The sequence below is a fragment of the Glutamicibacter sp. JL.03c genome, from assembly GCF_025854375.1.
Lineage (GTDB): Bacteria > Actinomycetota > Actinomycetes > Actinomycetales > Micrococcaceae > Glutamicibacter.
The window spans coordinates 1,680,124-1,705,465 of sequence record NZ_CP107575.1; the positions used below are offsets into that span (position 1 = coordinate 1,680,124).

General features: G+C 57.6%; 23 protein-coding genes. 21 read left to right on the top strand and 2 right to left on the bottom strand.

Annotated elements, in window-relative coordinates; genetic code table 11:
* Positions 1-55 precede the first annotated feature (55 nt).
* Together OF385_RS07700 and OF385_RS07705 are read left to right on the top strand one after the other, a co-directional pair.
* Positions 56-1,366: a M20/M25/M40 family metallo-hydrolase gene (locus tag OF385_RS07700; protein ID WP_264277735.1), complete on the top strand. Its 1,311-nt coding sequence runs from the start codon at positions 56-58 to the stop codon at positions 1,364-1,366.
* A gap of 40 nt (positions 1,367-1,406) precedes the next feature.
* Positions 1,407-2,546: an acyl-CoA dehydrogenase family protein gene (locus tag OF385_RS07705; protein WP_264277736.1), complete on the top strand. Its 1,140-nt coding sequence runs from the start codon at positions 1,407-1,409 to the stop codon at positions 2,544-2,546.
* A 10-nt stretch (positions 2,547-2,556) separates the two neighbouring features.
* Here OF385_RS07705 and OF385_RS07710 read toward each other — a convergent pair whose 3' ends face one another.
* On the bottom strand, positions 2,557-2,796 hold the full coding sequence (locus OF385_RS07710) for a DUF5703 family protein (RefSeq protein ID WP_264277737.1): 240 nt from the start codon (positions 2,794-2,796) through the stop codon (positions 2,557-2,559).
* A gap of 44 nt (positions 2,797-2,840) precedes the next feature.
* Here OF385_RS07710 and OF385_RS07715 point away from each other — a divergent pair, with 44 nt between their 5' ends.
* From OF385_RS07715 to mshC, 3 genes are all read left to right on the top strand, one after another.
* A complete protein-coding gene (locus OF385_RS07715) occupies positions 2,841-3,050 on the top strand; it encodes a hypothetical protein (RefSeq protein WP_022875100.1) in 210 nt (69 codons plus the stop codon).
* Positions 3,051-3,128: 78 nt separating this feature from the next.
* Positions 3,129-3,953, top strand: coding sequence for an undecaprenyl-diphosphate phosphatase (locus tag OF385_RS07720; RefSeq protein ID WP_264277738.1), 825 nt, complete (start codon positions 3,129-3,131; stop codon positions 3,951-3,953).
* Positions 3,954-4,081: 128 nt separating this feature from the next.
* Positions 4,082-5,344, top strand: a complete 1,263-nt coding sequence (gene mshC, locus OF385_RS07725) for a cysteine--1-D-myo-inosityl 2-amino-2-deoxy-alpha-D-glucopyranoside ligase (protein ID WP_264277739.1) — start codon at positions 4,082-4,084, stop codon at positions 5,342-5,344.
* A gap of 49 nt (positions 5,345-5,393) precedes the next feature.
* Here the strand turns inward: mshC and OF385_RS07730 are convergent, their stop codons facing one another.
* Positions 5,394-6,302 (bottom strand): proteasome assembly chaperone family protein, encoded by a 909-nt coding sequence (locus OF385_RS07730; protein WP_264277740.1) that lies wholly within the window; start codon positions 6,300-6,302, stop codon positions 5,394-5,396.
* A gap of 82 nt (positions 6,303-6,384) precedes the next feature.
* Here OF385_RS07730 and OF385_RS07735 point away from each other — a divergent pair, with 82 nt between their 5' ends.
* The 16 genes from OF385_RS07735 (at position 6,385) to OF385_RS07810 (ending at position 25,170) form a co-directional block, all read left to right on the top strand.
* Positions 6,385-7,098 (top strand): HAD family hydrolase, encoded by a 714-nt coding sequence (locus OF385_RS07735; RefSeq protein ID WP_264277741.1) that lies wholly within the window; start codon positions 6,385-6,387, stop codon positions 7,096-7,098.
* Positions 7,095-8,222 (top strand): site-2 protease family protein, encoded by a 1,128-nt coding sequence (locus OF385_RS07740; RefSeq protein ID WP_264277742.1) that lies wholly within the window; start codon positions 7,095-7,097, stop codon positions 8,220-8,222. The genes OF385_RS07735 and OF385_RS07740 overlap by 4 nt, the downstream gene beginning before the upstream one ends.
* 43 nt (positions 8,223-8,265) lie before the next feature.
* Entirely contained in the window at positions 8,266-9,321 is a 1,056-nt protein-coding gene (locus tag OF385_RS07745; RefSeq protein ID WP_264277743.1) for a tRNA (adenine-N1)-methyltransferase, read from the top strand.
* A 221-nt stretch (positions 9,322-9,542) separates the two neighbouring features.
* Positions 9,543-11,180: a proteasome ATPase gene (gene arc / locus OF385_RS07750; RefSeq protein WP_264277879.1), complete on the top strand. Its 1,638-nt coding sequence runs from the start codon at positions 9,543-9,545 to the stop codon at positions 11,178-11,180.
* Positions 11,177-12,793, top strand: coding sequence for a depupylase/deamidase Dop (gene dop / locus OF385_RS07755; protein WP_264277744.1), 1,617 nt, complete (start codon positions 11,177-11,179; stop codon positions 12,791-12,793). The genes arc and dop overlap by 4 nt, the downstream gene beginning before the upstream one ends.
* Before the next feature lie 65 nt (positions 12,794-12,858).
* On the top strand, positions 12,859-13,044 hold the full coding sequence (locus OF385_RS07760; RefSeq protein ID WP_264277745.1) for a ubiquitin-like protein Pup: 186 nt from the start codon (positions 12,859-12,861) through the stop codon (positions 13,042-13,044).
* Positions 13,045-13,120: 76 nt separating this feature from the next.
* The gene (gene pafA / locus OF385_RS07765) at positions 13,121-14,494 is read left to right on the top strand and encodes a Pup--protein ligase (RefSeq protein WP_264277746.1); all 1,374 of its coding nucleotides are present in this window, start codon (positions 13,121-13,123) and stop codon (positions 14,492-14,494) included.
* 118 nt (positions 14,495-14,612) lie between these two features.
* Positions 14,613-15,551, top strand: coding sequence for an FKBP-type peptidyl-prolyl cis-trans isomerase (locus OF385_RS07770; RefSeq protein WP_264277747.1), 939 nt, complete (start codon positions 14,613-14,615; stop codon positions 15,549-15,551).
* 33 nt (positions 15,552-15,584) lie between these two features.
* Positions 15,585-15,980, top strand: coding sequence for an FKBP-type peptidyl-prolyl cis-trans isomerase (locus tag OF385_RS07775; protein WP_264277748.1), 396 nt, complete (start codon positions 15,585-15,587; stop codon positions 15,978-15,980).
* Positions 15,981-16,136: 156 nt separating this feature from the next.
* Positions 16,137-18,071, top strand: coding sequence for a helix-turn-helix transcriptional regulator (locus OF385_RS07780; RefSeq protein WP_264277749.1), 1,935 nt, complete (start codon positions 16,137-16,139; stop codon positions 18,069-18,071).
* A 3-nt stretch (positions 18,072-18,074) separates the two neighbouring features.
* Positions 18,075-18,434: a hypothetical protein gene (locus tag OF385_RS07785; protein ID WP_264277750.1), complete on the top strand. Its 360-nt coding sequence runs from the start codon at positions 18,075-18,077 to the stop codon at positions 18,432-18,434.
* A gap of 32 nt (positions 18,435-18,466) precedes the next feature.
* Positions 18,467-18,682, top strand: a complete 216-nt coding sequence (gene tatA, locus OF385_RS07790) for a Sec-independent protein translocase subunit TatA (RefSeq protein ID WP_022875116.1) — start codon at positions 18,467-18,469, stop codon at positions 18,680-18,682.
* Between the two features lie 74 nt (positions 18,683-18,756).
* Positions 18,757-19,557: a twin-arginine translocase subunit TatC gene (gene tatC, locus OF385_RS07795; protein ID WP_264277751.1), complete on the top strand. Its 801-nt coding sequence runs from the start codon at positions 18,757-18,759 to the stop codon at positions 19,555-19,557.
* Positions 19,558-19,586: 29 nt separating this feature from the next.
* Positions 19,587-22,370: a DEAD/DEAH box helicase gene (locus OF385_RS07800; RefSeq protein WP_264277752.1), complete on the top strand. Its 2,784-nt coding sequence runs from the start codon at positions 19,587-19,589 to the stop codon at positions 22,368-22,370.
* Between the two features lie 63 nt (positions 22,371-22,433).
* On the top strand, positions 22,434-24,032 hold the full coding sequence (locus OF385_RS07805; RefSeq protein WP_264277753.1) for an amidohydrolase: 1,599 nt from the start codon (positions 22,434-22,436) through the stop codon (positions 24,030-24,032).
* Positions 24,033-24,441: 409 nt separating this feature from the next.
* Positions 24,442-25,170, top strand: coding sequence for a polyprenol monophosphomannose synthase (locus tag OF385_RS07810; RefSeq protein ID WP_264277754.1), 729 nt, complete (start codon positions 24,442-24,444; stop codon positions 25,168-25,170).
* Positions 25,171-25,342: the final 172 nt, after the last annotated feature.

The window sequence follows — 25,342 nt, forward strand, 5'->3', positions numbered from 1 at the left end:
AGCAATCCCCATTAGGGTGGATCTCAGAACAATGTTGGCGAAAGGTAATTCCCTGATGACCACCGCAATCGAGCGCATGGAAAATGACGCAGTAGAAATTTGCCGCGGCCTGATCCGCATTGATACAACAAATTTTGGCGGCAATCGGGGCGCCGGAGAGCTGCAAGCCGCACGCTATGTCAGTGAGCTTTTCGCCGAAGTCGGCCTAGACGCGCGGATTTACGAGTCGGCACCGGGACGCGCCAATGTGGCGTTGCGGATTCCGGGCACTGACCCGTCGCTGCCGGCGCTGATCGTGCATGGCCACCTTGATGTCGTGCCAGCGATTGCAGATGACTGGAGCGTTGACCCGTTCGGGGCGGAGATCAAAGATGGCATGATCTGGGGACGCGGCGCAGTCGATATGAAAAATATGGATGCCATGATCATCGCCGGCATCCGCCACATGCAACGTGAAAGAATCTCTCCACGTCGCGATCTGATCATCGCGTTCTTCGCTGACGAGGAAGCTGGCGGAGATTATGGGGCTGGCTGGATGGTTGAAAACCATCCGGAGGTTTTTGCCGGATCCGAAGAAGCGATCAGTGAAGTTGGCGGATTCTCCGTGGACATCAATGGACGCCGTGCCTACATGCTGCAAACGGCCGAAAAAGGGATCGCATGGCTCAAACTCACTGCGCAGGGAATGGCAGGCCATGGCTCGCAGATTAATACCGCTAATGCGGTGACCGCCTTGGCTGGAGCCGTTTACCGCATCGGCGAGCACCAGTGGCCATTGTCCTATACAAAAACTACCCAGTCCCTCATGGAACAAGTCGCCGAATTGTCTGGCCTGGAGTTTGATCGCGAGAACCCGCAGCCGCTGCTCGAAGCCATGGGCAACGTGTCGCGATTTGTCGGAGCAACTCTTCAAAACACCGCCAATCCCTCCGCCTTGCAAGCAGGCTACAAGCACAATGTCATTCCAGGGCAGGCCGAGGCTTTGATTGATTGCCGCACTTTGCCTGATGAACATGAAGCCACGCTTGAGAAGCTGCGCGAACTGGCCGGGAAGGGTGTGGAGCTTTCCATGGTGCATGAACAGGATTCCCTTGAAGTGCCTTTCGCCGGTGCCTTAGTGGACTCCATGGTGAAGTCCCTTCTGGATGAAGACCCCGAAGCGGTCGTCCTGCCTTACATGCTCTCCGGCGGCACTGATAATAAGTGGCTGGCCACCATTGGGATCACCGGATACGGATTTGCGCCGCTTCAACTGCCCGCAGAGCTAGATTTTACGGGGATGTTCCACGGCGTTGATGAGCGGGTCCCCGTGGACGCGGTCAAATTCGGTGTGCGAGTCCTCGAAAATCTGATGCGCAGCTACTAATCAGCCAGCGACAGCACAGACCTAGTATTCAGGAGTAGAAGTGTCCATCGAGTCAATCCTTACAGATCAGCTTCTCGAGCGGTTCCGCGAACGTGCCGCTCAGTACGATACTGAAAATTCTTTCGCTGTCGAAGACTTTGATGAGCTGGTGTCGTTGGGTTATCTGAAAGCGCTGGTCCCCGTGGACAAGGGCGGGCTTGGCTGGAGCGCGGAACAGCTTGCCCTGGCGCAGCGTCGATTGGCAACAGCTGCGCCTGCTACCGCCTTGGCAGTGAACATGCATCATGTTTGGGCTTCGGTTGCCAGAGTGCTTCAGGCCAGGGGCGATAGCCGTCTTCAGATGGTCACCGACTGGATTGCACAGGGCGAGGTGATGGCCTTTGGAATCTCGGAACCCGGCAATGATTCCGTTCTTTTTGATTCGAGAACTTCAGCATCAACCGGCCCGGATGGATCCGTGACCTTCAACGGTCTCAAGATATTCACTTCGCTAGCACCGGCATTCACCCGGCTGGGGGTTTTTGGGAAAGATGAAACAACGGGAGAACTCGTCCACGCGTTCGTCTCCAAGGGTGATGGTGTTGAATCCATGGGGGATTGGAACACGCTGGGAATGCGGGCCAGCCAATCGCACACCACCAAACTAGTCAATGCAGTGTCCCCGGCTCAATGGGTACACAGCCGGCTTCCGGCGGGACCGAATCCCGATCTGCTGATCTTCGGGATCTTTGCCTCCTTCCTCACCCTCACCGCCAGCGTATATGTGGGCATCGCCGATCGGGCCGTGAGCTTAGGGCAGCAGGCTTTGAACAACAGGACGCATCATGACGGAACCAGGTACTCCCAGGACCCACGCGCACGCGGATTGCTATCCCAAGCTGCCATGCGGCTCATCTCGCTTGATGCGCTCCAGCGATCTGTCGCAAAGGACATTGACGAATTAGTGGACCATCAGGACGCGTGGTTCCCGAAGCTTGTCACGCTGCGCACCCTTGCCGGCGACACGGCGCGCGAGAATGTTCAGGTGCTGGGGCAGCTGCTTGGAGGTGGCGGGTATTTCCGCGGTTCCGAATTCGAGAGGCTATACCGCGATGTGCAGGCCAGCTGGTACCACCCGTCCAACGCCGCATCCGCAGAAAATACCGTCGCCTCCTGGCTGGTGGGGCCGCTGGAAAAGTGAAGCGCGCTGCCTAGTCCAGCGGCGGCAGGGTACTGCGGATTCGCATGACCCTGCGGCGCAGCCAATATTTGTAGACGCCGCCTTCGTACCTGCACGTCCGCATCAGTTCCCATTTGCCGTTGTCAGCGTGTTCACGCAAGGCCGCGCGGGCAACATGAACAGGTTCGCTGGGATACGAAGTGATCACCAGATATTCAAAGCGCTGTTCATCGGAGTGATGCACTGGCGGTTTAATTCGTTCTTGAAGCATCGTGCCCCCTATCTAAAGAACCCTATGCGTTGTAGCTTAAGACCATGAGTACTGATCCAAGTTTTGCCCTGCAATCATTGATTGCCCGACTTGAGCAGCACCTGGCCGTAGTTTCGCAAAGCCGTGGTGCGGCCGAGGCGTCTGTCGACGCTGCTTTCGGTGCCCTGGCGGATGCCTTCGAGGACTATGAAGATGCGCTGTACGATCAGTATTCTGAACTTTTGCCTTTCACCATACCCGTAGACGATGCGTGAGTACGACCATGGGGTGATTTTTAGCCTAATCGTGTTTTTGAGCCTCGATCCTGTTCGGCGGTGAAGTAATGTCGAGGGGTGAATTGGTTTGAAGCAGCTTTCCTTGGATTGATCCAGGGCCTGACCGAGTTCCTCCCGATCTCGTCCTCGGCCCACCTGCGTATTGTTGGCGAACTTTTGCCCAATGCCCAGGACCCCGGCGCCGCCTTTACGGCCATTACCCAGCTTGGCACCGAGACTGCGGTGATCGTGTTCTTCTGGCGTGACATCGTCAGGATTATTGGCGCATGGTGCAAGGCGCTGGCGGGCAAGATTCCGCACTCGGATCCCGATGCGAAAATGGGTTGGCTGATCATCGTCGGCTCCATCCCCATCGCGATCCTCGGCCTCCTGCTCGAAGATTATATTGACACCAACTTCCGATCGTTATGGATCGTCGCGACCACGTTGGTGGTCTTCGGCCTCTTCCTCGCACTGGCCGACCATTATGGCAAACAGCAGCGTGGACTGGACAAGCTCACGGTAAAGCACGGCATCCTGTACGGTTTGGCGCAGGCCATGGCGCTAATTCCTGGCGTTTCCCGCTCAGGCGGCACGATCACTGCAGGTTTGCTCATGGGGTACACCCGCGAAGCGGCCGCGCGGTACTCCTTCCTGCTTGCGATTCCGGCCGTCTACGCTTCCGGCCTGTACAAGCTGGTCAAGAGCTTTGATGAGCCAGGCGTGTACAGCTTGGCCCAGACTGGTCTGGCTACCGCGATCGCCTTTGTTGTTGGATTCCTCATTGTCGGCTGGTTCCTGAAGTTCGTCTCCACCCACTCTTACCGGTTCTTCGTTTGGTACCGTATTCTGTTGGGCTTCGTGCTCTTTGTCGCCTTGGGCTTTGGTCTGATCAACGCCTAAATTGAATGTTGCCGAGGTGTCCGTGAAGCATTTCACGGACACCTCGGCGTTAACGGGAATAAACCTCGTCCTGCTTGACTTGGACTTAGAGGAAGAAAATCGCCGCATCTGCGAAAGGATGTTCATCAGTGCACGCGTGGAAAAACCCTGAAGTACCTCAGGTGGCTGGTTCAGCACCAATCTTGGAACTCTTCAACACCGCCACGGGTAACCTGCAGGCCACCGCACCTGCGGATGCGGCCAATGCAGCCGCCAGTATGTACGTCTGCGGGATCACCCCGTACGACGCCACCCATATGGGGCATGCGTCCACCTACGTGACCTTCGACCTGGTGCACCGCACGTGGTTGGACAGCGGTCGTGCCGTCGACTATTCGCAGAATATCACCGATGTCGACGACCCCCTGCTCGAACGTGCGGAGGCCACCGGCGTGGATTGGCGCGATCTCGCTGAGCAGCAGATTCAGCTGTTCCGCGACGACATGGAAGCATTGAACGTGATTCCGCCACAGAACTACATTGGCGCCGTCGAGTCCATCGAATGGCTGGTTCCGGTCGTTGAGCAGCTGCTTGACGCAGGCCTGGCCTACCGCGTTCCTGCTGGCGCCGACGGTGTTGAAGGCGACATCTACTTTGACACCTATGCAGCCGAGAACGACGCATGGAAATTGGGATCTGTCTCCAACTATGACCGTGAAACCATGCTGGGATTCTTTGCCGAACGCGGCGGTGATCCCGAGCGCGAGGGCAAGCGCGATGCACTGGATCCGTTGCTGTGGCGCGCGGCCCGTGAAGGGGAGCCATCGTGGGATGGGGGCAAGCTGGGCACCGGCCGCCCGGGATGGCATATCGAGTGTTCGGTGATCGCTCGCAAGACCTTGCCGGCGCCGTTCACTGTCCAAGGTGGCGGGTCTGACCTGATCTTCCCGCACCACGAATTCTCCGCAGCGCATGCGGCCGCTGGCGATCACCAGCAGCTCGCGCAAACCTACGTGCATACCGGCATGGTTGGTCTGGACGGCGAAAAGATGAGCAAGTCACTGGGCAACCTGGTCTTGGTCTCCAAGCTGCGTGCCGCTGGAGTCGAGCCGGTGGCGATTCGCGCCGTGCTGCTCTCTCAGCACTACCGCACCAACTGGTTCTGGACCGAGGAATTGCTGACCGAGGCCCAGAAGCGTGTTGCCTTGTGGCGCGAACGCCTCGTAGGTACCGGACTGGCCGAAGCCACCGCGCTATTGACTCGCATCCGCTCGCGGATGGCCACTGACCTTGACGCGCCAGGAGCGTTAAACGCCGTTGACCAGTGGGCGGCGCAGCCGGCTGAAGGCAGCGGCGATGGCGAACAGCTGTTGCGTGACGGGTTGGACGCGTTGCTGGGTCTCAAGTTGTAGGATCAGTGTTTGAACCGGGGCCAACCGGTGGCGCTTCCAGGGGTCGACTTCAAATTTCGAAATCGGCTCCTGACCCGTCTGGACGGAACTTCCCGCGGCGGCGCAAATAGCGTTCGAATTCGCGGGCAATGGACTCGCCGCTGGCCTCAGGCAAATCGCTCGTATCCGTAGCTTCTTCGAGCTGCTTGACGTACTTGGCCACATCCGGATCCGCCGCCGCCAGCTCGTCAACACCGTGCTTCCACGCCAGTGCGTCATCGCGCAGCTGCTGATCTGACACCGAGATCGGCAGAAGCTCCTCAAGCATCTCAATGAAGGCTAGCTGGACACGCGGGCTGGGGGACTGGGCCACGTAATGCGAGAGCTGCGCCCACAGCGACATGCTGGCAATCTCCCGACGTTCGAATTCGATTCCCAGGATGGTCGGGATGCCGGAGGGGCCCTCGTAGTTGGATGCTTCGATTTTAAAGTGCTCTTGAAGTCGCGGGTCATCACTAGATAATGAGGTTGGCACCGGGCGGGTGTGCGGGACATCCGCCAGCAATGCGCCCAACGTCAAGATGGCTTGCGCGTTATGTTCCTGTACCACGTCGATGATTTGGGCGCAGAAGCTTTGCCATTTGAAAGTAGGCTCGACGCCTAGGACTACCAATAGGTCCGCGGCGGCGTGGGGGAGAGCCATCTTGAAGATTTCGGTGCGTGGCCATTCAACCATGCGTCCTTGGGCGGTGCGACGCGTCTTGGGGCGGGAGAACTGGTAGTCATAGAAGTCGTCTTCGCCGATGGTGGCGATATGCTCGTAGGTGTTTTCTTCCAGGAGCAGTCGAACGGCATCAGTTGCCGCCGAACCGGCGTCATTCCATCCTTCAAAGGCCGCCACCACGATAGTGGGGCGAATCTCATGGTGTGACTCGGCGATATAGGTATTCAGCGTTGGGGTGTGGAAATCCTTGTCCATTGAAAACTCCTAGGCAGCGTTCTGGCCGTTGGCGTGGCTTGCCGAAGCGGCTTAGCCCCACTCTTCCATCTAGAATGGACTCATGCCAAGCACCAGTTTTGACTTTAATTCCGGATCAGCGCCCAGTACACCGCATGCGGTCCTCTGGGATATGGACGGCACTTTGATCGACACCGAACCCTACTGGATCGTTGCCGAGGCGGAACTGGTGGCAGCCCATGGCGGAACGTGGACTGAAGAGCAGGGGCTATCCCTGGTCGGAAGCGCGCTGCCTAATTCGGCGAAGATTTTGCAAGAAGCCGGGGTCAACTTGCCGGCGCGTGAAATCATCGAGCTGCTGAGTTCCCAGGTCGTGGCCGGACTGCGCAAGGAAATTCCCTGGCGGCCTGGGGCCCGCGAACTGCTGGCAGCCTGCCATGCAGCGGGCATTCCCCAGGCCCTGGTGACGATGTCTGAACGCAGCATCGTCAAGGAGCTCATGGACCAGTTGCCGCAAGGCACCTTCCAGGCTTCGGTGACAGGGGAAGAAGTTAGCCTAGGCAAGCCCCATCCTGAACCGTACTTGACCGGTTTACGCCTGCTTCAGGAAGCCTCCGGCAAAGAACTTAGCGCGGAGAAGTGCATCGGGTTTGAAGATTCGGTACCAGGCATCGCTTCGGCCTCGGCTGCGGGATTGCATGCTGTCCTGGTGCCAAACGCCACGGATCCAGGCGATGGAAAGTGGCGTCGGATAGATAGTTTAGACGGGGTTGATGTGGAAGAAATGACTCGATGGTTGGTGCAGGTTAGCGCGTGAGCGACACTCAAGAAAAAGCTCCCGGAATAAAGCTAGGCCGTATTGGCGGCGTTCCGGTATACCTGTCGAGCTCGTGGTTCATTATCACCGCCGTCATCACCATTTCGGTGGGGCTTCAGTTATCACGCAGCCAATGGATTCCGGCATTCAACGCCTACCTCATGGGTTTCGCTTGTGCCGCGGTGATTGCCATTGCGGTGCTGATCCATGAGGTCGCGCACGCCATGACCGCCCGTGCCTTCAAATGGCCTGATGCGCACATCGTCTTGACGCTGATGGGCGGGCACACCCAGTTCGGATCCTTCAAAGCCAAGCCGGGGGCCTCGCTTTGGGTCGCGCTCTCGGGGCCTGTGTCGAACTTTGTGCTTGCCGGCCTTGGCTGGCTGATCATCCAGAACCTTGAACTCGGCATTTACTCGAAGCTTCTCCTGGATTTCTTCGTATACGCCAACCTCCTGCTGGGGGCCTTTAACGCATTGCCAGGGTTGCCCCTGGATGGCGGCCGGCTGGTCGAATCAATCGTTTGGAAAGCGACCGGTTCCCAGTTCAAGGGGACTATCGCCTCCAGCTGGGTTGGCCGAGCTATCGCAGTGGGAGTCGTCTTCTTCTTTGTCGTCTACCCATATTTGCGCGGCGAAGAAATCCAGATCATCACCGCCGTGGTCGGGCTGATGGTCGCGGTGTTCATGTGGCAGGCTACCACCGGGCTGATTGCGCATTCGAAAATGATGTTGAACCTACCCACCGTCATCGCCTCGGACTTGATGAAGCCGGCCTCGGCCATGCTGTCCCAGGTTACGGTTGCCGACGTCTTCGCGCGCCAGAGCCAGCGCGGGGGCGAAATCATTCTTGCTGACGGGAAGGGGATGCCGGTTGGCGTTGTCGACGCCCAGGCTATTTCGCGTGTGGATCGCGACCGTGCCGCGGAAGTACCGGCATTGGCCGTTGCCCGTGCGTTGGGCCACGGTGCCATCGTGGCTGCAAGTTCAGACGGGCGAGCACTGATCGACTATCTTGCCAGCGTCAGTTCGGTCGAATACGCGGTGATCAGCGATCAAGGACATGTTGTTGGCCTGTTGCATCAGCGGGATATCGTCAAAGCCGTCACCGGACGACGCAAGTAAACTTTCAAAGACTGTATAGAGCATTAAGAAAAGGATCACACCAGTGAGCGAAGCCAACAGCCAGGCACCCCACGGTGCGGCAGCCCGTCGTGGACCATTCCGCGTGGGCGACCGCGTGCAGCTGACCGACGAAAAGCGCCGGATCAACACCATCACCTTGCAAAACGGTGGTGAGTTCCATACCCACAAGGGTGTCCTGCCGCATGAGGCCATTATTGGCCTGCCTGAGGGCTCTGTCATCGAGAATATCGATGGCTTCCGATACCAGGCACTTCGACCGCTGGCCAAGGACTTCGTTCTCTCGATGCCTCGTGGCGCAACCGTGGTGTATCCAAAGGATGCGGCTCAGATCGTCCAGTTCGGCGACATTTTCCCAGGCGCACGCGTGGTCGAAGCCGGTGTCGGTTCTGGCGCGCTGTCGATTTCCCTGCTTCGCGCCGTTGGCGATGAAGGATTCCTGCACTCCTTCGAACGCCGCGAAGAGTTCGCCGACATTGCCCGAGGCAATGTGTCCACCGTTTTCGGTGGCGATCATCCTTCATGGAAGATCTCCATCGGCGATTTCCAGGACAAGGTCGTCGAGCTTGAAGAGCCAGGCAGCGTGGATCGAGTAGTACTCGATATGCTCAGCCCGTGGGAATGCCTGGACGCTGTAGCCACCGTTCTTGCGCCAGGCGGCGTATGGACTAACTATGTCTCCTCAGTGACGCAGATGTCGCGTGTAGTTGAAGCCATTCGTGCTTCCGGGCAGTTCACCGAGCCAGAGTGCTTCGAGACCTTGGTACGTGGCTGGCACGTCGACGGATTGGCTGTGCGTCCGGACCACCGAATGGTGGCTCATACTGCCTTCCTGATTACCTGCCGTCGTTTGGCCGATTCAGTAGATGGAATTCCCAAGGCCAAGCGGATCAAGGAGCACTCTTACTCAGCGGAAGACTTGAGCGCGTGGACTCGCGACCATGATGAGCAGGAGTGGAGCGCCGAAGCACTGGGCGAACGAGGAATTTCGGATAAGAAGCTCCGTCGTGCTGCTCGGGACGCGCATCAGGCTGTCCGAGTGCGTGATGCCCTGGGGGCCGAGGCGGACTCCAACGAGTAGTTGAGAATATTGACCAAATAATGAGATGGTTTGTCTCATCATGTGACTACAGGCCCTGAGTGTTCTGCACTCGGGGCCTGTAGTTCCTAGGATGGGACTAAGACGGTGCGCTGAGCATCGCAAAACCTCGCTGGAATCAATAAAGACCAGCGACGTTGAATGTGGGGAGTTGGAACGTGAACGAAAATCACGAGGCAGAGCAATTGGCCGAACGGCTTCAGATGACCGAACGCCAGGTCAATGTGCTGCGCGACAAAAACCGCAACCTCGACAAGCAACTTGCCGGGCTCAGCGGAAACAACCAGCGGTTGGTCGCATTGCTGGAAACGACGCGCGAACAAATCATCACGTTGAAAGCCGCCCTGGAAAAGGACGGCGAGACCCCATTCAGCTACGGCACTGTCGTCTCCAAGCACCCGCGCCAGCACCCGGAACCTGGAACAGGCATCGAGTCCACTGGGGTGCAGGCAGTCGACGTGATTTATTCCGGCCGCAAAATGCGCGTCGCCGTCAGCCCGCTGATGGATTTCGACTCCGTGCTGGTCGGTCAGCAGGTTTTGCTGAACGAAGCATTGGTCGTCGTTGCCGCCTTGGGATTTGAGGAAACCGGAGAATTAGTCACGGTCAAGGAGCTGCTGGAGAACAACCTGGCAGTGGTGATGGCCCGTGCAGACGATCAGCGGGTCATCGAACTAGCGGATCCGTTGCGCAGGACGCACTTGCGAGTGGGCGACCAGCTGACCGTTGATTCCCGCAGCGGCATGGCGGTCAGCCGCGTGCAGCTGACCGATATGCAGTCCCTGGTTCTGGAAGAAGTCCCCGAAATCTCCTACTCGGACATCGGAGGACTGAACTCGCAGATCGAGGCCATCAAGGACTCGGTAGAACTGCCATTCACTCATCCGGAGCTCTACCGCGAACATGGGCTGAGCGCACCCAAGGGCATCTTGCTCTATGGCCCTCCGGGCTGCGGCAAGACACTGATCGCCAAGGCTGTCGCCCATTCATTGGCCCAACGTGTTGTTGAACGCAAAGAAGGCACCAGCACCCGAAGCTACTTCCTGAACATCAAAGGGCCGGAGCTGCTGGACAAATACGTCGGTGAGACCGAACGCCATATTCGCCTGATCTTCGCCCGCGCTCGGGAAAAGGCGCTGCACGGCGATCCAGTCGTGGTGTTCTTCGACGAAATGGAAGCTCTGTTCCGCACCCGCGGGACCGGCGTATCCTCCGACGTGGAGACCACGATCGTTCCACAGCTGCTGGCAGAAATCGATGGCGTGGAACGGCTGGACAACGTCATTGTCATCGGCGCATCAAACCGCGAAGACATGATTGATCCTGCCATCCTGCGACCAGGTCGCCTTGACGTGAAGATCAAGATCCGCCGGCCAGACGCCCAGGGCGCCAGCGAGATCTTCAGCAAGTATCTGACCACAGACCTGCCATTGCACGACACCGAGCTGGCAGCCGATCATAACAACGGTGATGCCACGATCCGCCGAATGATCGATTCCACTGTTGCTGAAATGTACTCCACCGAGCGGATCAACGAATTCCTTGAAGTCACCTACGTCACCGGGCAGACCGAGATTCTGTATTTCAAGGATTTCGCCTCGGGAGCGGTGATTCACAACATCGTCGACCGCGCGAAGAAGCACGCGATCAAAGCTCTGATCACCTCGGGCGAGCGTGGCTTGAAGCAGGAATACCTGCTGCGCGCCGTTCGGGAAGAATTCGCTGAGCACGAAGATATGCCAAACACCACCAACCCGGATGACTGGGCGCGAATCTCCGGACGAAAGGGCGAGCGGATCAGCAATATCCGCTCCCTGGTCAACCGCCAGGCCGCTTCATGAGCGCGCGCCGCCTCGTCGGGCTGGAAACCGAATACGGCATCATCCGACCGCAAATGCCCAAGGCCAATGCAACCGTGCTTTCAGCGCAAATTGTTGATGCCTACGCGCAACTGGTCGCCGAGCAGAGTTCCTCTGCGGCCGCGGCGCGCTGGGACTATGCCGATGAATCTCCCTTGCAGGATGCCCGCGGATTCTCGATGGACCGCGGCCAAGCGCATCCGAGCCAGCTGACGGATGCGGAGCCGGAGCTCGAAGAGCAAGGTATCTGGACCGCGGAATCCATTGCCCTGGACGGCAATGACGCGCGCGTGGGTTCAACCCTTTACCAGGAGAAGGACTCCAATGATGTCGTGATGAACATGGTGCTGGGCAACGGGGCACGCCTCTATGTCGACCATGCGCATCCGGAATATTCAAGTCCCGAATCATTGACTCCCCGCGCTGCCGTCCTGTGGGATCAAGCCGGCGATGAGGTCATGCGCCGTGCTGCTCGCACGGCCGCGCGGTTGGGCAGCGGCGAGTTGTTGCTCTATAAGAACAACACCGACAACAAGTCGGTATCCTACGGGGCGCACGAGAATTATTTGATTCCCCGGGCCGTTGAATTCCCGTCCATCGTCCAGGGGCTGACACCATTTTTCGTCAGCCGCCAGATCTACTGTGGCGCCGGACGGGTGGGGCAAGGCATGCTCAACGAGGAGCCTGCATTCCAGATTTCGCAGCGTGCGGATTTTTTTGAAGCTGAAGTTGGACTGGAAACCACGATTAATCGTCCAATCATCAACACCCGCGATGAGCCGCATGCCAACTGGGATAAGTACCGTCGCCTCCATGTGATCATTGGTGACGCCAACCTAGGCCAGATCTCAACACTGCTCAGGGTGGGGACCACCAATTTGGTGCTCTCTTTGATCGAAGCAAATATGGCACCAAACCTGGAACTAGTCGACCCGGTTCAGGCGCTGCAGCAAATCAGCCACGACCCGAGCCTCAAAACCAGGGTCAAATTCCGCGGGGGACTGGAGCTTTCGGCCGTCGAAATCCAGAGGCTCTACCTTGAAGCCAGCGAGAAGTACTGTGCCCAAAGGGGCCTGGAGGATTCGGATACCACGGAGATCCTGACTCGGTGGGCCCGGATCCTGGACGTCCTTGAGCATGATCCGATGCAGGCGGCCGACCAGATTGACTGGATTGCCAAGTACAAGCTCATCAGCGGATTCACCCATCGGCACCAGCTCTCGCTCGCTGATCCGCGTGTCGCGATGATGGATTTGCAATGGGCCGATCTGCGCACCGACAAGGGCCTCTACTACCGCCTGGCTGCGCGAGGCGCGATCCAGACGTTGTTCAGCCAGGACGAAATCAACCAGGCAGTTGAAACGCCGCCCCAGGACACCCGCGCCTACCTTCGCGGCATGGCACTCCAGCGCTATGCGCCATATGTGGTTGCCGCCAACTGGGACGCATTGTCCTTCGCGGTCCCGGGCGCCCGGAAGATCAGCCGATTCCACATGCCCGAACCCTTGCAGGGGACCCGTCAGAGCGTTGGCGAATTGTTCGACGCTGAATTGGAAATTTCGGAATTTATCGACGAATTGGCTCGACGCAGGTAAACGGCGCAGAATAGGTTTGAGTCTTGGGGCCTAATTCCGGGATTCAACAATTTTAGGAGATTAAGATGACTCAGGAAAGCTTCTCAGCTCGCCGCAACACACAAAGCCAGTCAGCGGAAACCGAACAGGTGCAGGTTAACACCACCGGCCAATCAGCAGGCGTTGATGACTTGCTCGACGAGATCGATTCTGTCCTTGAATCCAATGCCGAGGAATTCGTCCGCGGTTTCGTTCAAAAGGGCGGCCAGTAAAACACCTGCGTGCATAACGCAGCCGAGATCTGGCATCACATTAGGCAACGCCGCAGGCGAGGGGAAGTAACTACGCGTGGATCGCAGAATTTTCGGGCTGGAAACAGAATTCGGACTAACCTACGTCCCTTCTGACGGACGCCGGCTGACTCCGGAAGATGCCGCACGGCATCTGTTCAAACCAGTGGTCAACTGGGGGCGAAGCTCCAACGTCTTCCTGGAGAACGGATCACGGCTCTATCTGGATGTTGGGTCTCATCCGGAATACGCCACCGCCGAATGCGATCAGGTGCAACAACTCATCGCACATGACCGCGCCGGTGAAGCCTTCATGCTTGATCTTGTGGACCAGGCCGAAGACCAGTTGCTGGAAGAAGGCCATGAAGGCCGAATCTACATGTTCAAAAACAATGTGGACTCGGCAGGCAACTCCTATGGCTGCCATGAAAACTATTTGATTCCCCGCAAGATCGAGTTCAAACGGCTTGCCGACATGCTCATCCCGTTCTTGGTCACCCGGCAACTTCTCTGCGGTGCCGGGCATCTGATCACAGAGGACGATCAAACCAAGTTCGTCTTTTCCCAGCGCGCCGATCACATGTGGGAAGGCGTGTCGTCTGCCACGACCCGTTCGCGTCCGATCATCAATACCCGCGATGAACCGCACGCTGACGCGGAATACCATCGCCGTCTGCATGTTATCGTGGGCGATTCCACCATGAGCGAGACCACTCAGCTGCTCAAGATCGGTGCCACCGACCTCGTTCTGCGCTTGATCGAATCCGGTGAGATCTACCATGATCTGCGTCTGGAAAACCCGATTCGTTCCATCCGCCAGATCTCGCATGACTTTAATGGCCAAACCATGGTCCGCCTGATGGGCGGGGACGAGCCTACTGCGTTGCAGATCCAATGGATCCTTTTCGAATCCGTGACCGAGTTCGTTAAGCGCCACGGCGCCCACCATGATCAAGTCGATCGAGTGCTTGAGCTGTGGGAGCGGACCTTGGTCGCGATCGAAAGCGAAAATTATTCGCTCATCGACCAGGACATCGACTGGGCCATCAAACATAAGCTGCTGCACGGCTACGCGCAGAAGAACTCGCTGGAGTTGTCTTCGCCGCGCCTGGCGCAGCTGAACTTGACCTATCACGATATCGACCCGGCTCGTGGCCTTTTCCATCTGCTGAAACGGCGTGGACTGGTTTCGAGCGTTGTCAGCGATGCGGACATCCGCGATGCCGTGAACAATCCACCGGCTACGACGCGCGCAGCGATCCGAAGCAAGTTTATCCGTGCCGCTCGAGCCAATGGCCGGCGCTACAGTGCAGACTGGGTTCATATGAAATATGAGGACGAGCCGGGTGGAATCGTGCTCTGCAAGGACCCGTTTGCAATCAACGACCCCGAAGTGGATAAGCTCATTGACCTCATGGGTCAGCGTCCCTAACCAGCGGGCGGAAAGACTTTTCACAGCTACTAACCCTAGGGTGGTAGCAGTGAGTTTCATACCCGCTTGTTGGGTAGCTGTGTAAATTTTCAATTTTGACTTCAACGAAAGTAGATTCGTGCGAAAAGTATTGGCATTGTGCGCTACTGCCTCGGTTCTAGCCCTGGCAGCTTGCGGATCAGGTTCATCCTCAGATCTGTCGTCGATCTCGGTCAAGCCTGCATCGGATGACAACACCGCTCCAGAAGTTTCCTTTGACACTCCGTTCCTCACTGACAAGGACGAGGCTGTCACCTTGGAGCAGGGTGATGGCGCCGAGATTAATGCTGGCGATACTGTCTCGATCAAGTCCGGCCTCTTCAAGGCAATTGACGGCTTGTCGGCGGGCGAGAACTTCACCGGCCAGGCTACGGACATGACTGTCGATGACACCATGAAGCAGCAAATGCCGGAGCTCTACGACCGCTTGGTGGATTCCAAGGTCGGCGATTGGATCGCCTACTCCACCGTTGAAGGTACGCAGCAGGCAGATGGCACCGTGGCAGAGCCTGAAGAAGGTGCACGTGCCGAACGCATCATCGTTCTTCACGTTGAAGACAGCACTGTTGCCAGCGGAACCATGAGCAAGGACGAAGTGGCCAAGCAGAAGAAGGAAGGCAAGCTTCCTACCGTCAAGGTCACCGATGGCAAGCCAGCCATCACCATCCCTAAGGACACCGAGGCTCCTAAGGACCTTGCCGTAGATGTCCTGGAAGAGGGCAAGGGCGAAGCCGCGACTGCCACCTCGAAGGTCAAGGCCAAGTACTCCGGCGTTACCTGGGCTGATGGCAAGGAATTCGATGGCAACTTCGACACGGACGAAGCCACCGAGTTCGGCCTGGACCAGGTCATCAAGGGCTGGACTGAAGGCATGACTGGCTTGAAAGCCGGCTCGAAGGTCCTGCTGACCATCCCTGCGGACAAGGCCTACGGAAATTCTTCTACGAGCGGATCGCCAACCGGCACTTTGGTCTTCTACGTAGAATTGGAATCTGTAACTGCTGGCGACAGCGAGTAAAGACCTCACCTACGACTGAGAAAGGCCGTGACTATGTCGTTCGGAGAACGCAACTACGACCGCACCAAGCCCGAGATTGATTTCCCAGGGACCGACGCACCTGAAGAACTGGTCATTACCGACCTGATCGAAGGCACCGGCGCCGAGGTAACCCCGGGCACCACCGTACAGGCCCACTATGTTGGTGTTGCTTGGTCAACCGGCGAAGAATTCGATTCTTCCTGGAACCGTGGGCAGACCCTCGACTTCCCAGTTGGCGTCGGAATGGTCATCCAGGGCTGGGACCAGGGCCTGCTTGGCATGAAGGTCGGCGGCCGCCGCCGTCTGGACATTCCTTCCGACCTTGCCTACGGCGAGCGTGGCGCACCGGGCGCTATCGGTCCGAACGAAGCATTGATCTTCGTTGTCGATCTCGTGGGCACCAAGTAAATAGCAGATGAAGGTAGGGCCCCGATATAACGATCGGGGCCTTGCCTGTCTTAAAAATCATGCTTTGTCGTGAAAATTGGTTAGTCTAAACACGTGAGCATAAAGCAATCCAGTGGCCCTAGCAAAGCAGAACGCCTAACCAGTCTGATCTATGCCTTGGCAACCAAATCACGGAAGTTCAACGCCGAGCTGATCGGCGAGTATCTTGTTCCAGACGGTTCTGCTGATACCCGTGAAAAAGCGCTTGATCGTCTCAAAGATGACATTCGAAATGACTTCGGACTGCAGCTGGACAAGGAAACCATCGACGGTGTTCCTTACTACAGCATCGACACGACCGACTGGTTCCTGCCGCCGGTGACGTTCAGCCCAGCCGAGGCCGGCGTGGTCGCCTTGGCTGCAAGTTTATGGAAAGACACGAAGCTTCAATCCCTGGGCCTGAACGCCGCAGCGCGGGTCACGGGACACGCCGATTCAGTGTCACCGGTTTCGCCGTTGGCCGGTTCCCTGGTTCCACGGCTGTCCATGGATGAACCGAACTTCCGCGACTGCGCGCTGGCAGTTTTCAACCGCAAAGCCTTGAAGTTCGCATATGTTTCGTCCCAGGGTTCAAAAACCGACCGCATCGTTGATGTGTGGGGAATTGGACAGCGTTACGGCAATTGGTACTTCACCGGATTCGACCACACCCGCAATGACTCCCGGGTCTTCCGGCTTTCGCGCGTGCAAGGCAAGTTCAGCAACCATCGCCACAACGGCACGGACAGCGTTTACCACCCGCGCCCGGACAACTTCGAGATGAACCAGGTGCTCCTGGACTTTGATCTCAAGCACCCTGGATACTTCGCCACCATCAAGCTGCACAGCGACGAAGCCATTCCTTTGCGAGCCCAATCGCTGAACGGAAGTCGTTCGAACTCCGAACTTCAGATCGGTTTTTCGGACCCGCACTCCTTCGCAGCGGAACTCGCTGCCTACGGGCCAGCTGTGCAGGTTCTGGAGCCGGCTGACTTGGCGGAGCAGGTGCGCAGCCTGCTGCTTGACGCCAGGACCGCGCAACTTGCCCAGCGCGATTTAGAGCACTATGCGCAGGTCAAGTTCCGCCCGAGCAGGGCTACAGGCCGTGGCACCACCACCACGCAGGTGATGCGCAACATCGACATGATCCAATATGTCGTGGCGCAAGGCGCGGTGGAGATTCAGGAGCTAGCAGATCGCTATTCCATGAGCGTGGCCAAGGTCCGTGAGGAGCTGGCAATGATCATGATGTGCGGTGTGCCGAACGGGCAGCATGATGAGCTGATCAACGTCAATGACGGCGATCTCGAATCCGATACCGTCACCATCTCCAACGCGGCCGTCTTGGCTGAACCCCAGAAGCTCGCCCCGCTGGAGGCCGTCGCTGTTCTGGGAGGTCTGAACGCGTTGTCGAGCATTCCCGAGTTCGAGCACCAAGACGTCCTCAACTCAGCACTGGCCAAGGTGAACTCTGCCGTCGCTCGCTTTGAAGGGTGGAACGGAGCCCTGGGATTTGCGCTGTCTAAGGCACGCGAGAACGACATCCCGCGCCAGCTGGTCCAGGCGGTCCGACAGCATGAAGTTGTACGCATCGATTACTACTCCGCAAGTTCCCGAACCCATCAGCTGCGCGACATTGAACCTGTCCGGATGATCGAAGACGGTTCGGTTCAGTACCTTCGCGCCTGGTGCCGAAAACGGGAAAATATGCTGACTTTCCGCGTCGATAGAATTTTAACTGCGGAAACTCTAGATGAACATTTTGTTCCCGCAGCCAAGCATGATGACGAGCAAGATGTCCAGATTCGATACGAGTCCAGTTCGGATGATCTTGAGGTTGTCCTGTACGTGGATGCCGAGATCTTGCCTGTAGTCGAGGCGTTCCATCCGACATCGTGGTCAACAGGAAAAGTGGAAAGCGGCTATCTAGCCACGGTACGTTTCTCAGACCATCAAGTGGCAGCGCCATTGGTAGCTCGGCATAGCGGTAAACTGGCTGTGGTCAGTCCTGACGCTACGCGCGAACAAGTAGCGCTGTGGTTGGACGAGGCTATCCGAATGTATGAGGATTAGTAGATGCTTCCTTGGTGGTTTTGGGTCCTGCTATGGACCGTGCTCGTATTGGCGACGCTGCTCGTGGTTGTGCTTGCCGGGTTCCGCTTATTCAAGCGGGGAATGGCGGTCGTCGAGTGCCTGGGCGATGCCGCGGACCACATCAGTGCCGGTCTGAGCCAGCCCGGAACTGCTGTGGAATACGCGCCGAACCCGCGTCGCTACCCTCATGGAACCGATGCAACGCACGCCGATCCCGAGAAGATTCGCAAACTGCGCGACCAGGGGAAGGCAGAACGCATCGAAGCCCGTCGCTTGCGCAGGATCGAGCGTCGCGCCGAACGCGGCCAAGCTCAAAACATGCGCGATCTTCGCCTGTTCTGACGTAGACTTTAGATAGAGAGAAGGGAAATCACATGGGTGGTTTACAGGGATGGCATCTAGTCATCATTATCGTGTTGGCACTGTTGCTTTTCGGTGCACCAAAGCTTCCAGGCCTGGCTCGTTCGATGGGCCAGTCGTTGCGTATTTTCAAGTCTGAAGTACGCCAGATGAAGGATGACGATCCTAAATCGGAGACTGTTGATGGCACAGTCAATGAACCGAATCCTAACGAAAAGAACAACTCGTAACCTCTTCTGTGGCAACAAATAAAGACAAGACACCGCGCAATAAGAAAAAGCGGGTCAAAGACGACGAAGGTCGGATGTCTCTTAAAGAGCATCTGATTGAGGCTCGAAACCGACTCTTCAAATCGCTCATAGCGTTAACTCTGGGAACTGTCGCCGGATTCTTCCTCTATGACTGGTTGCTGGAGCTGATCATTGCTCCCGTCCAGGCAGCTGGCGGATCGGTGAACTTCACGGCAGTGATGTCACCATTCGACATCATGATCAAAGTCGCGCTTTTTGTCGGAATTCTCGTTTCGTCCCCTGTGTGGCTTTATCAATTGTGGGCATTTATTGTCCCAGGGCTGAAGAAGAACGAACGTCGACTCAGCTATAGCTTCGTTGCTGTTTCGGTTCCGCTGTTTATCGGCGGCGTCGCGATGGCGTACTTTGTGTTGCCATTTGCCCTGCAGTTCTTCATCAGCTTGGCTCCGGAAAATTCCGAGAACCTGATCAACATCAACGAGTATCTGCCATTCATCATCCGGTTGCTGCTCGCATTTGGTTTGGCCATGCTGGTGCCGGTGCTCATGGTTGGCCTGAATATGGTGGGCGTGCTGCCTGCCAAGGTGATTTTGAAGAACTGGCGAATCACCGTCTTCCTCATTGCGGTTGTGGCCGCGATGGCTGCTCCGGGCGGTGACGCCATCACGATGTTCGCGCTTGCAGGACCGCTGTTCCTGACCTTCGCCGCGGCGACAATATTCTGCTACTTCAACGACAAGAAGCGTGCGAAGAAGCAAGCTGTGCTGGACGCTGAAAACGAACGACTAGCCAGTGGCGAATCGACCACGATTGATGCTCCGGGCACGATCGAAGAACCAAATTCACAGTTGTAAAGAACCGTCAAGAAAGAGAACGGCCACAAGTGACTTCACCCGCGGAACAATACGCGAATTCCAAGGCACGGCAGGTCGAACTCGGCACCGCGCTTCCCGACTTCCGCGCAAGCATCTCCTTCGACCTTGATCCGTTCCAGGCCGAAGCCTGCAAGAAAGTCACCGAGGGCCACAGCGTGCTCGTTGCGGCGCCTACGGGCGCCGGAAAAACTGTTGTTGGCGAATTCGCAATTTTCCAGGCGCTGCGCGAGAACCGGAAGGCTTTCTACACCACACCGATCAAGGCACTGAGCAATCAGAAATACTCGGAATTGGTTAGCCGCTACGGCGCCAAGAGCGTTGGCCTGCTGACCGGGGACACGTCGATCAACTCTGAAGCGCAGATCGTCGTGATGACCACCGAGGTCTTGCGGAATATGCTGTACGCGGATTCGCAAACCCTTGATGGCCTCGGCTACGTCATCATGGACGAAGTCCACTACCTCGCCGACAAATTCCGTGGAGCGGTGTGGGAAGAAGTCATCATCCACCTGCCGTCCAACGTCCAAATCATTTCCCTCTCGGCTACCGTTTCCAACGCTGAAGAATTCGGTGGATGGCTCGACACCGTCCGCGGCCAGACCGACATCATCGTTTCCGAGCATCGGCCCGTGCCGCTTTTCCAACACGTAATGGTAGGCCCTTACATCGTTGACCTCTTCGCGGAGGACGTCGCTTTCGACAAGGTGGCCGACGACGAGTCCACAGCCAGCGTCAATCCCGAGTTGCGCAAGCTCGTTCGTACCCACAATTCAAGCGGGCGCGTCCAGCGTGGACGAGGCAAGGGCAGCCGGGGGCCGCAGCGCGGTTCCGGGTTCAGCCAACGGGTCAATCGCCCGTCGGTGATCGGCAAGCTGGACCGGGCAGGCTTGCTTCCTGCCATCTTCTTCATCTTTTCCCGCAAGGGCTGCGACATGGCTGTGCAGCAGTGCGCCATGGCTGATCTCCGATTGACGACTAACGAGGAAGCAGCGGAAATTGCGCAGGCACTGGACGAGGTGTCTTACCGGATTCCCAGCGAGGATCTGGACGTTCTGGAATTCTGGGCATGGCGCGACGGGCTGATTCGCGGATTCGCCTCGCACCACGCTGGGCTACTGCCGATTTTCAAAGAGATCGTTGAAGACCTCTTCGCCCGGAACCTGATCAAGGTCGTCTTTGCCACCGAGACCCTGGCGCTGGGCGTCAATATGCCAGCGCGCTCAGTCGTATTGGAAAAACTCGTCAAGTTCAACGGCGAGTCCCATGTACAGATTTCTTCCGGCGAATATACCCAGCTGACCGGTCGTGCCGGCCGTCGTGGCATCGACGTGGAAGGGCACTCCATCGTTGTGTGGAACCCGGAACTGGAACCCGAAGCGCTAGCTGGCCTTGCCTCCAAGCGCACGTACCCGCTGAACTCTTCCTTCCGTCCGACCTACAACATGTCGACCAACTTGCTGGCTCAATTTGGCCGCGAGCAGACACGCCAAATCCTCGAATCCTCGTTTGCCCAGTATCAGGCCGACCGTTCGGTGGTCGGCATGGCCCGGCAGGTACGGTCCAAGGAGGAATCCTTGGCCGGCTACGCAAAGTCCATGCAATGCCACTTGGGGGATTTCACCGAGTATCTCAAGCTTCAGCGCAATTTGTCCGCGTTGGAGAAGAACGCGGCCAAGAGCCGACGCACTGAACGCCGCTCGGCCGCCGAACGCTCGTTGCAAGCAGTCATCCGCGGAGATGTGGTCGACCTTCCCGGCGGACGCCGTTTTGGCCGCGCTGTCATAGTCGAGCTTGATACCGCCATGTACAACCCTCGCCATACCGTATTGACCGAGGATGGTCAGGTGCGTCGGTTGTCGGTTGATGACCTTAACGGCCCGGTGGAAATTGTTTCGCGAATCAGAATCCCCAAGGGGTTCACTGGTCGGGCGCCAAAGGAACGCAGGGACTTGGCTTCATCGTTGCGCAATGCCATCTACGACCAGCGACCGCCGCGACAGGATGCGCAGAGCTTCAACTATGAAGGTGCGGATTCATTTGAACGTGAAATCGCGCAGATGCGATTGGACCTCAAAGACCACCCGTGCCACGCGTGTTCCGAAAAGGACCAGCATATGCGCTGGGCCGATCGGTATTGGAAACTGAAGAAGGACACCGACAAGGCGCGACGCGCCATACGCGGTCGCACCAATACCATCGCCACGCAGTTCGACAAGGTCTGCAAAGTCCTGGAGCAATTCGAATACCTGGTGCCTGCCGAGGGGAACGATGACTTCACGTTGACGGACTCTGGCAGGCGCTTGCGCAAAATCTACGGGGAGCGCGACCTTCTGACGAGCCAGATCCTGGAGACTGGTAAACTCAGCAAGCTCAACGCGGAGGAATTGTGCGCGGTCGTTGCCAGCTTGGTCTATCAAGCCCGCCGCGATGGCGATCGTGCGGATCCGAAGATGCCCACCGATAAGATCGCCGACATCTGGAACACCACTATCAAGATCTGGGGTGCCCTTTCAGACGCTGAAGAGACCTTGAACCTTGATCCCACTGCGCCGCCTGAATCCGGCCTGATCTGGCCAATGTACAAGTGGGCCCGGGGGTCGAGCCTGAACAGCGCACTTCGCGGTACGGATATGGCACCCGGCGACTTCGTTCGCTGGGCCAAACAGGTCATCGATACCTTGGACCAGTTCGCCAAGAATTCTGAACTTCCGCCGATGCTGGTGCGCAACGCCTATAAGGCTGTAGACCAGGTCAAACGCGGAGTCGTGGCCTACTCGAACGTCCTGGCCTGACCTTTCAACTCCAGGCTCAGAGCAATACTTATTAATCGGTGCACGAGAAAAGGGAGCACGCTGATGGCAAAAACACTGTACCGCAACGGGGCAGTCTATTCCGCCGCAGATCCGTTTGCGACCGCCATGGTTGTTGATGGCGATACTATTTCCTGGTTGGGCGGTGAGGACGCCGCGGATCGCCATGCGGAGACCGCGGATCAGGTGATTGATTTGCGTGGCGGGTTGGTGACGCCGGCCTTTGTCGAGTCGCATACCCACCTTGCGGCCCTGGGCAGGAGCCTTGCCGGGGGAGATCTGAGCAAAGCTACCTCGGCAAGTTCTCTGCTTTCCTTGGTAGCAGCGCAAGGGCAGAAATCCAGCAAAGTGGTCCTGGCCCAGGGCTGGGACAATTCCGACTGGAAACAGGACGAGCTTCCTGCAGAGCATGACCTGACCAGCGCTGCCGACGGCCGGGCCTACTACCTGTCCCGCCGAGACGTGCACAGCGCATTGGTTAACCAGGAGCTGCTGGACTTGCTGAGTCTTGGAGATCTCAAGCCGGGCCTGGTCTCAGGCAGCGATCATGACGATGTACGCGTCGCGCTGGCCAAGGCCCACAAAGCGGATCACGACTTCCAGCGTCTGGCCTTGGAACATTATGCCGCGCGAGGCTTCGCCACGGTAGTGGAAATGGCAGCGCCGCAGCTCGAAGGCCGTGCCGCGCTCGAGCAGCTCCTGGCCGACGATCAAGCGAAGCTGCCAAAGGTCTACGCTTACTGGGGCGAACTGGTGAACGATGCCGAGGCAGCCGAGGAGCTCTTCGCGTCGTTCCCTGCTGGACGGATCCTCGGCCTTGGCGGCGATCTGAAAGTTGATGGCTCACTTGGAAGCCACACCGCGTACCTGCGCGAGGAGTACAGCGATCGCCCCGGCGAACGCGGCATCCTGTATCTGAGCAAGGAAGAAATTGCCGCTCACCTCGTCGCGTGCAGCAGCCGCGGTATCCAGGCTTCGTTCCACGTCATTGGCGACGGCGCTTTGGACGTCGTGCTGGAAGGATTCGATCTATCTGCTGAGCAGATTGGCGTGTCCAAGGTGCAGATGGGCCGCCACCGCCTGGAGCACGTGGAAATGGTTGATGAAGCAACCCGCTCGCGCCTTTTGCAATACGCCGTGACCGTATCGATGCAACCGGTATTCGATAAGGCCTGGGGCGGTTCGAACGGAATGTACGCTCAGCGCCTAGGCGATCGCGCTCAGGGAATGAATAACCTTTCGGCAATGCTCTCGGCAGGCGTGCCGATGGTCCTCGGATCCGATGCGCCCGTCACCGAGGTCGACGGTTGGGAGGTAGTTCGCGCGGCGATGAACATGTCCAATCCGCAGGCGCGTATTTCCGCCCGTGCCGCCTTCCTGGCGCAGACCCGTTCGACCTACCGGGCCATGGGGGAGACGAATCCGCTAGCCGGTCAGTTGGCCATCGGCGCGCAGGCGACTTTCGCAGTGTGGACTGCCTCTGAACTTGCCGTGCAAACCCCGGACGTTCGCATCAGCTCTTGGAGCACGGATGCTCGCGCAGGCACTCCGATGCTGCCCGTTGTGGATGAGGAAATTCCTCAGTGCTTGCGCACGGTTCGCGCCGGAATCACCATCTTTGACGAGCTGGAGCAGGTCAATTAGCTTAAAGCGAAACCATTGGGTTCTGCCTAATTATATTCGTCAAGATCGCTCTGACTACCGGCATCTAGGTAAAGATTGAAGTCATTAGATGGTTGACAGCCTAGGTGGGTCACCCACTAGGCTGAGGTAAGCGCCTCTTCGTGATGCACCAGCATTGCGTTCGAAACGACGCAATATAAACAACGATCCTCAGTGACCTTAGATAACATTTTGCGTGCTTTTAGCGGGCAAAATAGGGCCGAAGTCACTGAGGATCGTTAGTTTATCCAGTGTCTTCAATGACCTGGCGAACATTTGATGACTATAATTTGAGTTTGGACTATCTCTTCCCGCATCCAAGGTTCCATGTTTCTGGGCCTAGATTGACGGGCGGAACTTTTGTGTTGCATACCCAGAAAGGTGTCGCCGAGTGCGCGTCATTACAATCATCCCGACCTATAACGAGCTGGAGTCGCTCCCGCTAACCGTAGGGCGGTTGCGGTCCGCAGTTCCGGATTCGGATGTATTGATCGTTGACGACAATTCACCAGACGGCACCGGCGAACTCGCTGACAAGATGTCGGCGGATGATTCGAACATCCACGTACTCCACCGCACCGGCAAGGATGGCTTGGGTGCCGCCTATATCGCAGGCTTTGAGTGGGCTTTGGCTCGGGATTACGACGTTCTGGTCGAAATGGATGCCGACGGCTCACACATGCCAGAGCAGCTGCCACGCCTTCTGAAAGCCAGCGAAGACGGTGCCGACCTGGTAATCGGCTCGCGCTGGGTCAAGGGCGGCGAGGTCGTCAACTGGCCACTGCTGCGAAAGATCATCTCTCGCGGTGGCAGCTTCTATTCGCGCACCATGCTTGGTCTGCCATTGCGCGACATCACTGCGGGATACCGCGCTTTCAAGCGCGAGACCCTCGAAGCCATTGATTTTGATGCTGTTGAGTCGCGCGGTTACGGTTTCCAGGTGGATATGACCTTCCGCGTGGCCATGCTGCGCAAGAAGATTGTTGAAGTGCCCGTCACGTTTGTGGAGCGTGAACTTGGGGCTTCGAAGATGAGCGGCAATATCGTCTTCGAAGCGATGTGGAACGTCACTCGCTGGGGCTTGGGTGCTCGCTGGAAGAAACTAACGTCCAAGAAGTAGATTTCCTGCACTGGCGCGTACCGAGAAATGTCCTGGTACGTGCCAGTGCTGTATAACGAAGTTATCCTGATCTGGCGCGGACAAGTCGCATACAAGTGAGGCCTGGCTGCACAACCATAGGTTGTGCAGCCAGGCCTCACATATTCCCTTAAGCCGGCACTGAGCTTGCCAG

Excerpts from the sequence above, each read along its gene's own strand:
- OF385_RS07710 (WP_264277737.1), bottom strand. The coding sequence starts at position 2,796 with ATGCTTCAAGAACGAATTAAACCGCCAGTGCATCACTCCGATGAACAG.
- OF385_RS07715 (WP_022875100.1), top strand. The coding sequence starts at position 2,841 with ATGAGTACTGATCCAAGTTTTGCCCTGCAATCATTGATTGCCCGACTT.
- OF385_RS07760 (WP_264277745.1), top strand. The coding sequence starts at position 12,859 with ATGACTCAGGAAAGCTTCTCAGCTCGCCGCAACACACAAAGCCAGTCA.
- OF385_RS07805 (WP_264277753.1), top strand. The coding sequence starts at position 22,434 with ATGGCAAAAACACTGTACCGCAACGGGGCAGTCTATTCCGCCGCAGAT.
- OF385_RS07730 (WP_264277740.1), bottom strand. The coding sequence starts at position 6,302 with ATGGACAAGGATTTCCACACCCCAACGCTGAATACCTATATCGCCGAG.
- arc (WP_264277879.1), top strand. The coding sequence starts at position 9,543 with ATGACCGAACGCCAGGTCAATGTGCTGCGCGACAAAAACCGCAACCTC.
- tatA (WP_022875116.1), top strand. The coding sequence starts at position 18,467 with ATGGGTGGTTTACAGGGATGGCATCTAGTCATCATTATCGTGTTGGCA.
- dop (WP_264277744.1), top strand. The coding sequence starts at position 11,177 with ATGAGCGCGCGCCGCCTCGTCGGGCTGGAAACCGAATACGGCATCATC.
- tatC (WP_264277751.1), top strand. The coding sequence starts at position 18,757 with ATGTCTCTTAAAGAGCATCTGATTGAGGCTCGAAACCGACTCTTCAAA.
- OF385_RS07775 (WP_264277748.1), top strand. The coding sequence starts at position 15,585 with ATGTCGTTCGGAGAACGCAACTACGACCGCACCAAGCCCGAGATTGAT.
- OF385_RS07735 (WP_264277741.1), top strand. The coding sequence starts at position 6,385 with ATGCCAAGCACCAGTTTTGACTTTAATTCCGGATCAGCGCCCAGTACA.
- OF385_RS07785 (WP_264277750.1), top strand. The coding sequence starts at position 18,075 with ATGCTTCCTTGGTGGTTTTGGGTCCTGCTATGGACCGTGCTCGTATTG.
- OF385_RS07700 (WP_264277735.1), top strand. The coding sequence starts at position 56 with ATGACCACCGCAATCGAGCGCATGGAAAATGACGCAGTAGAAATTTGC.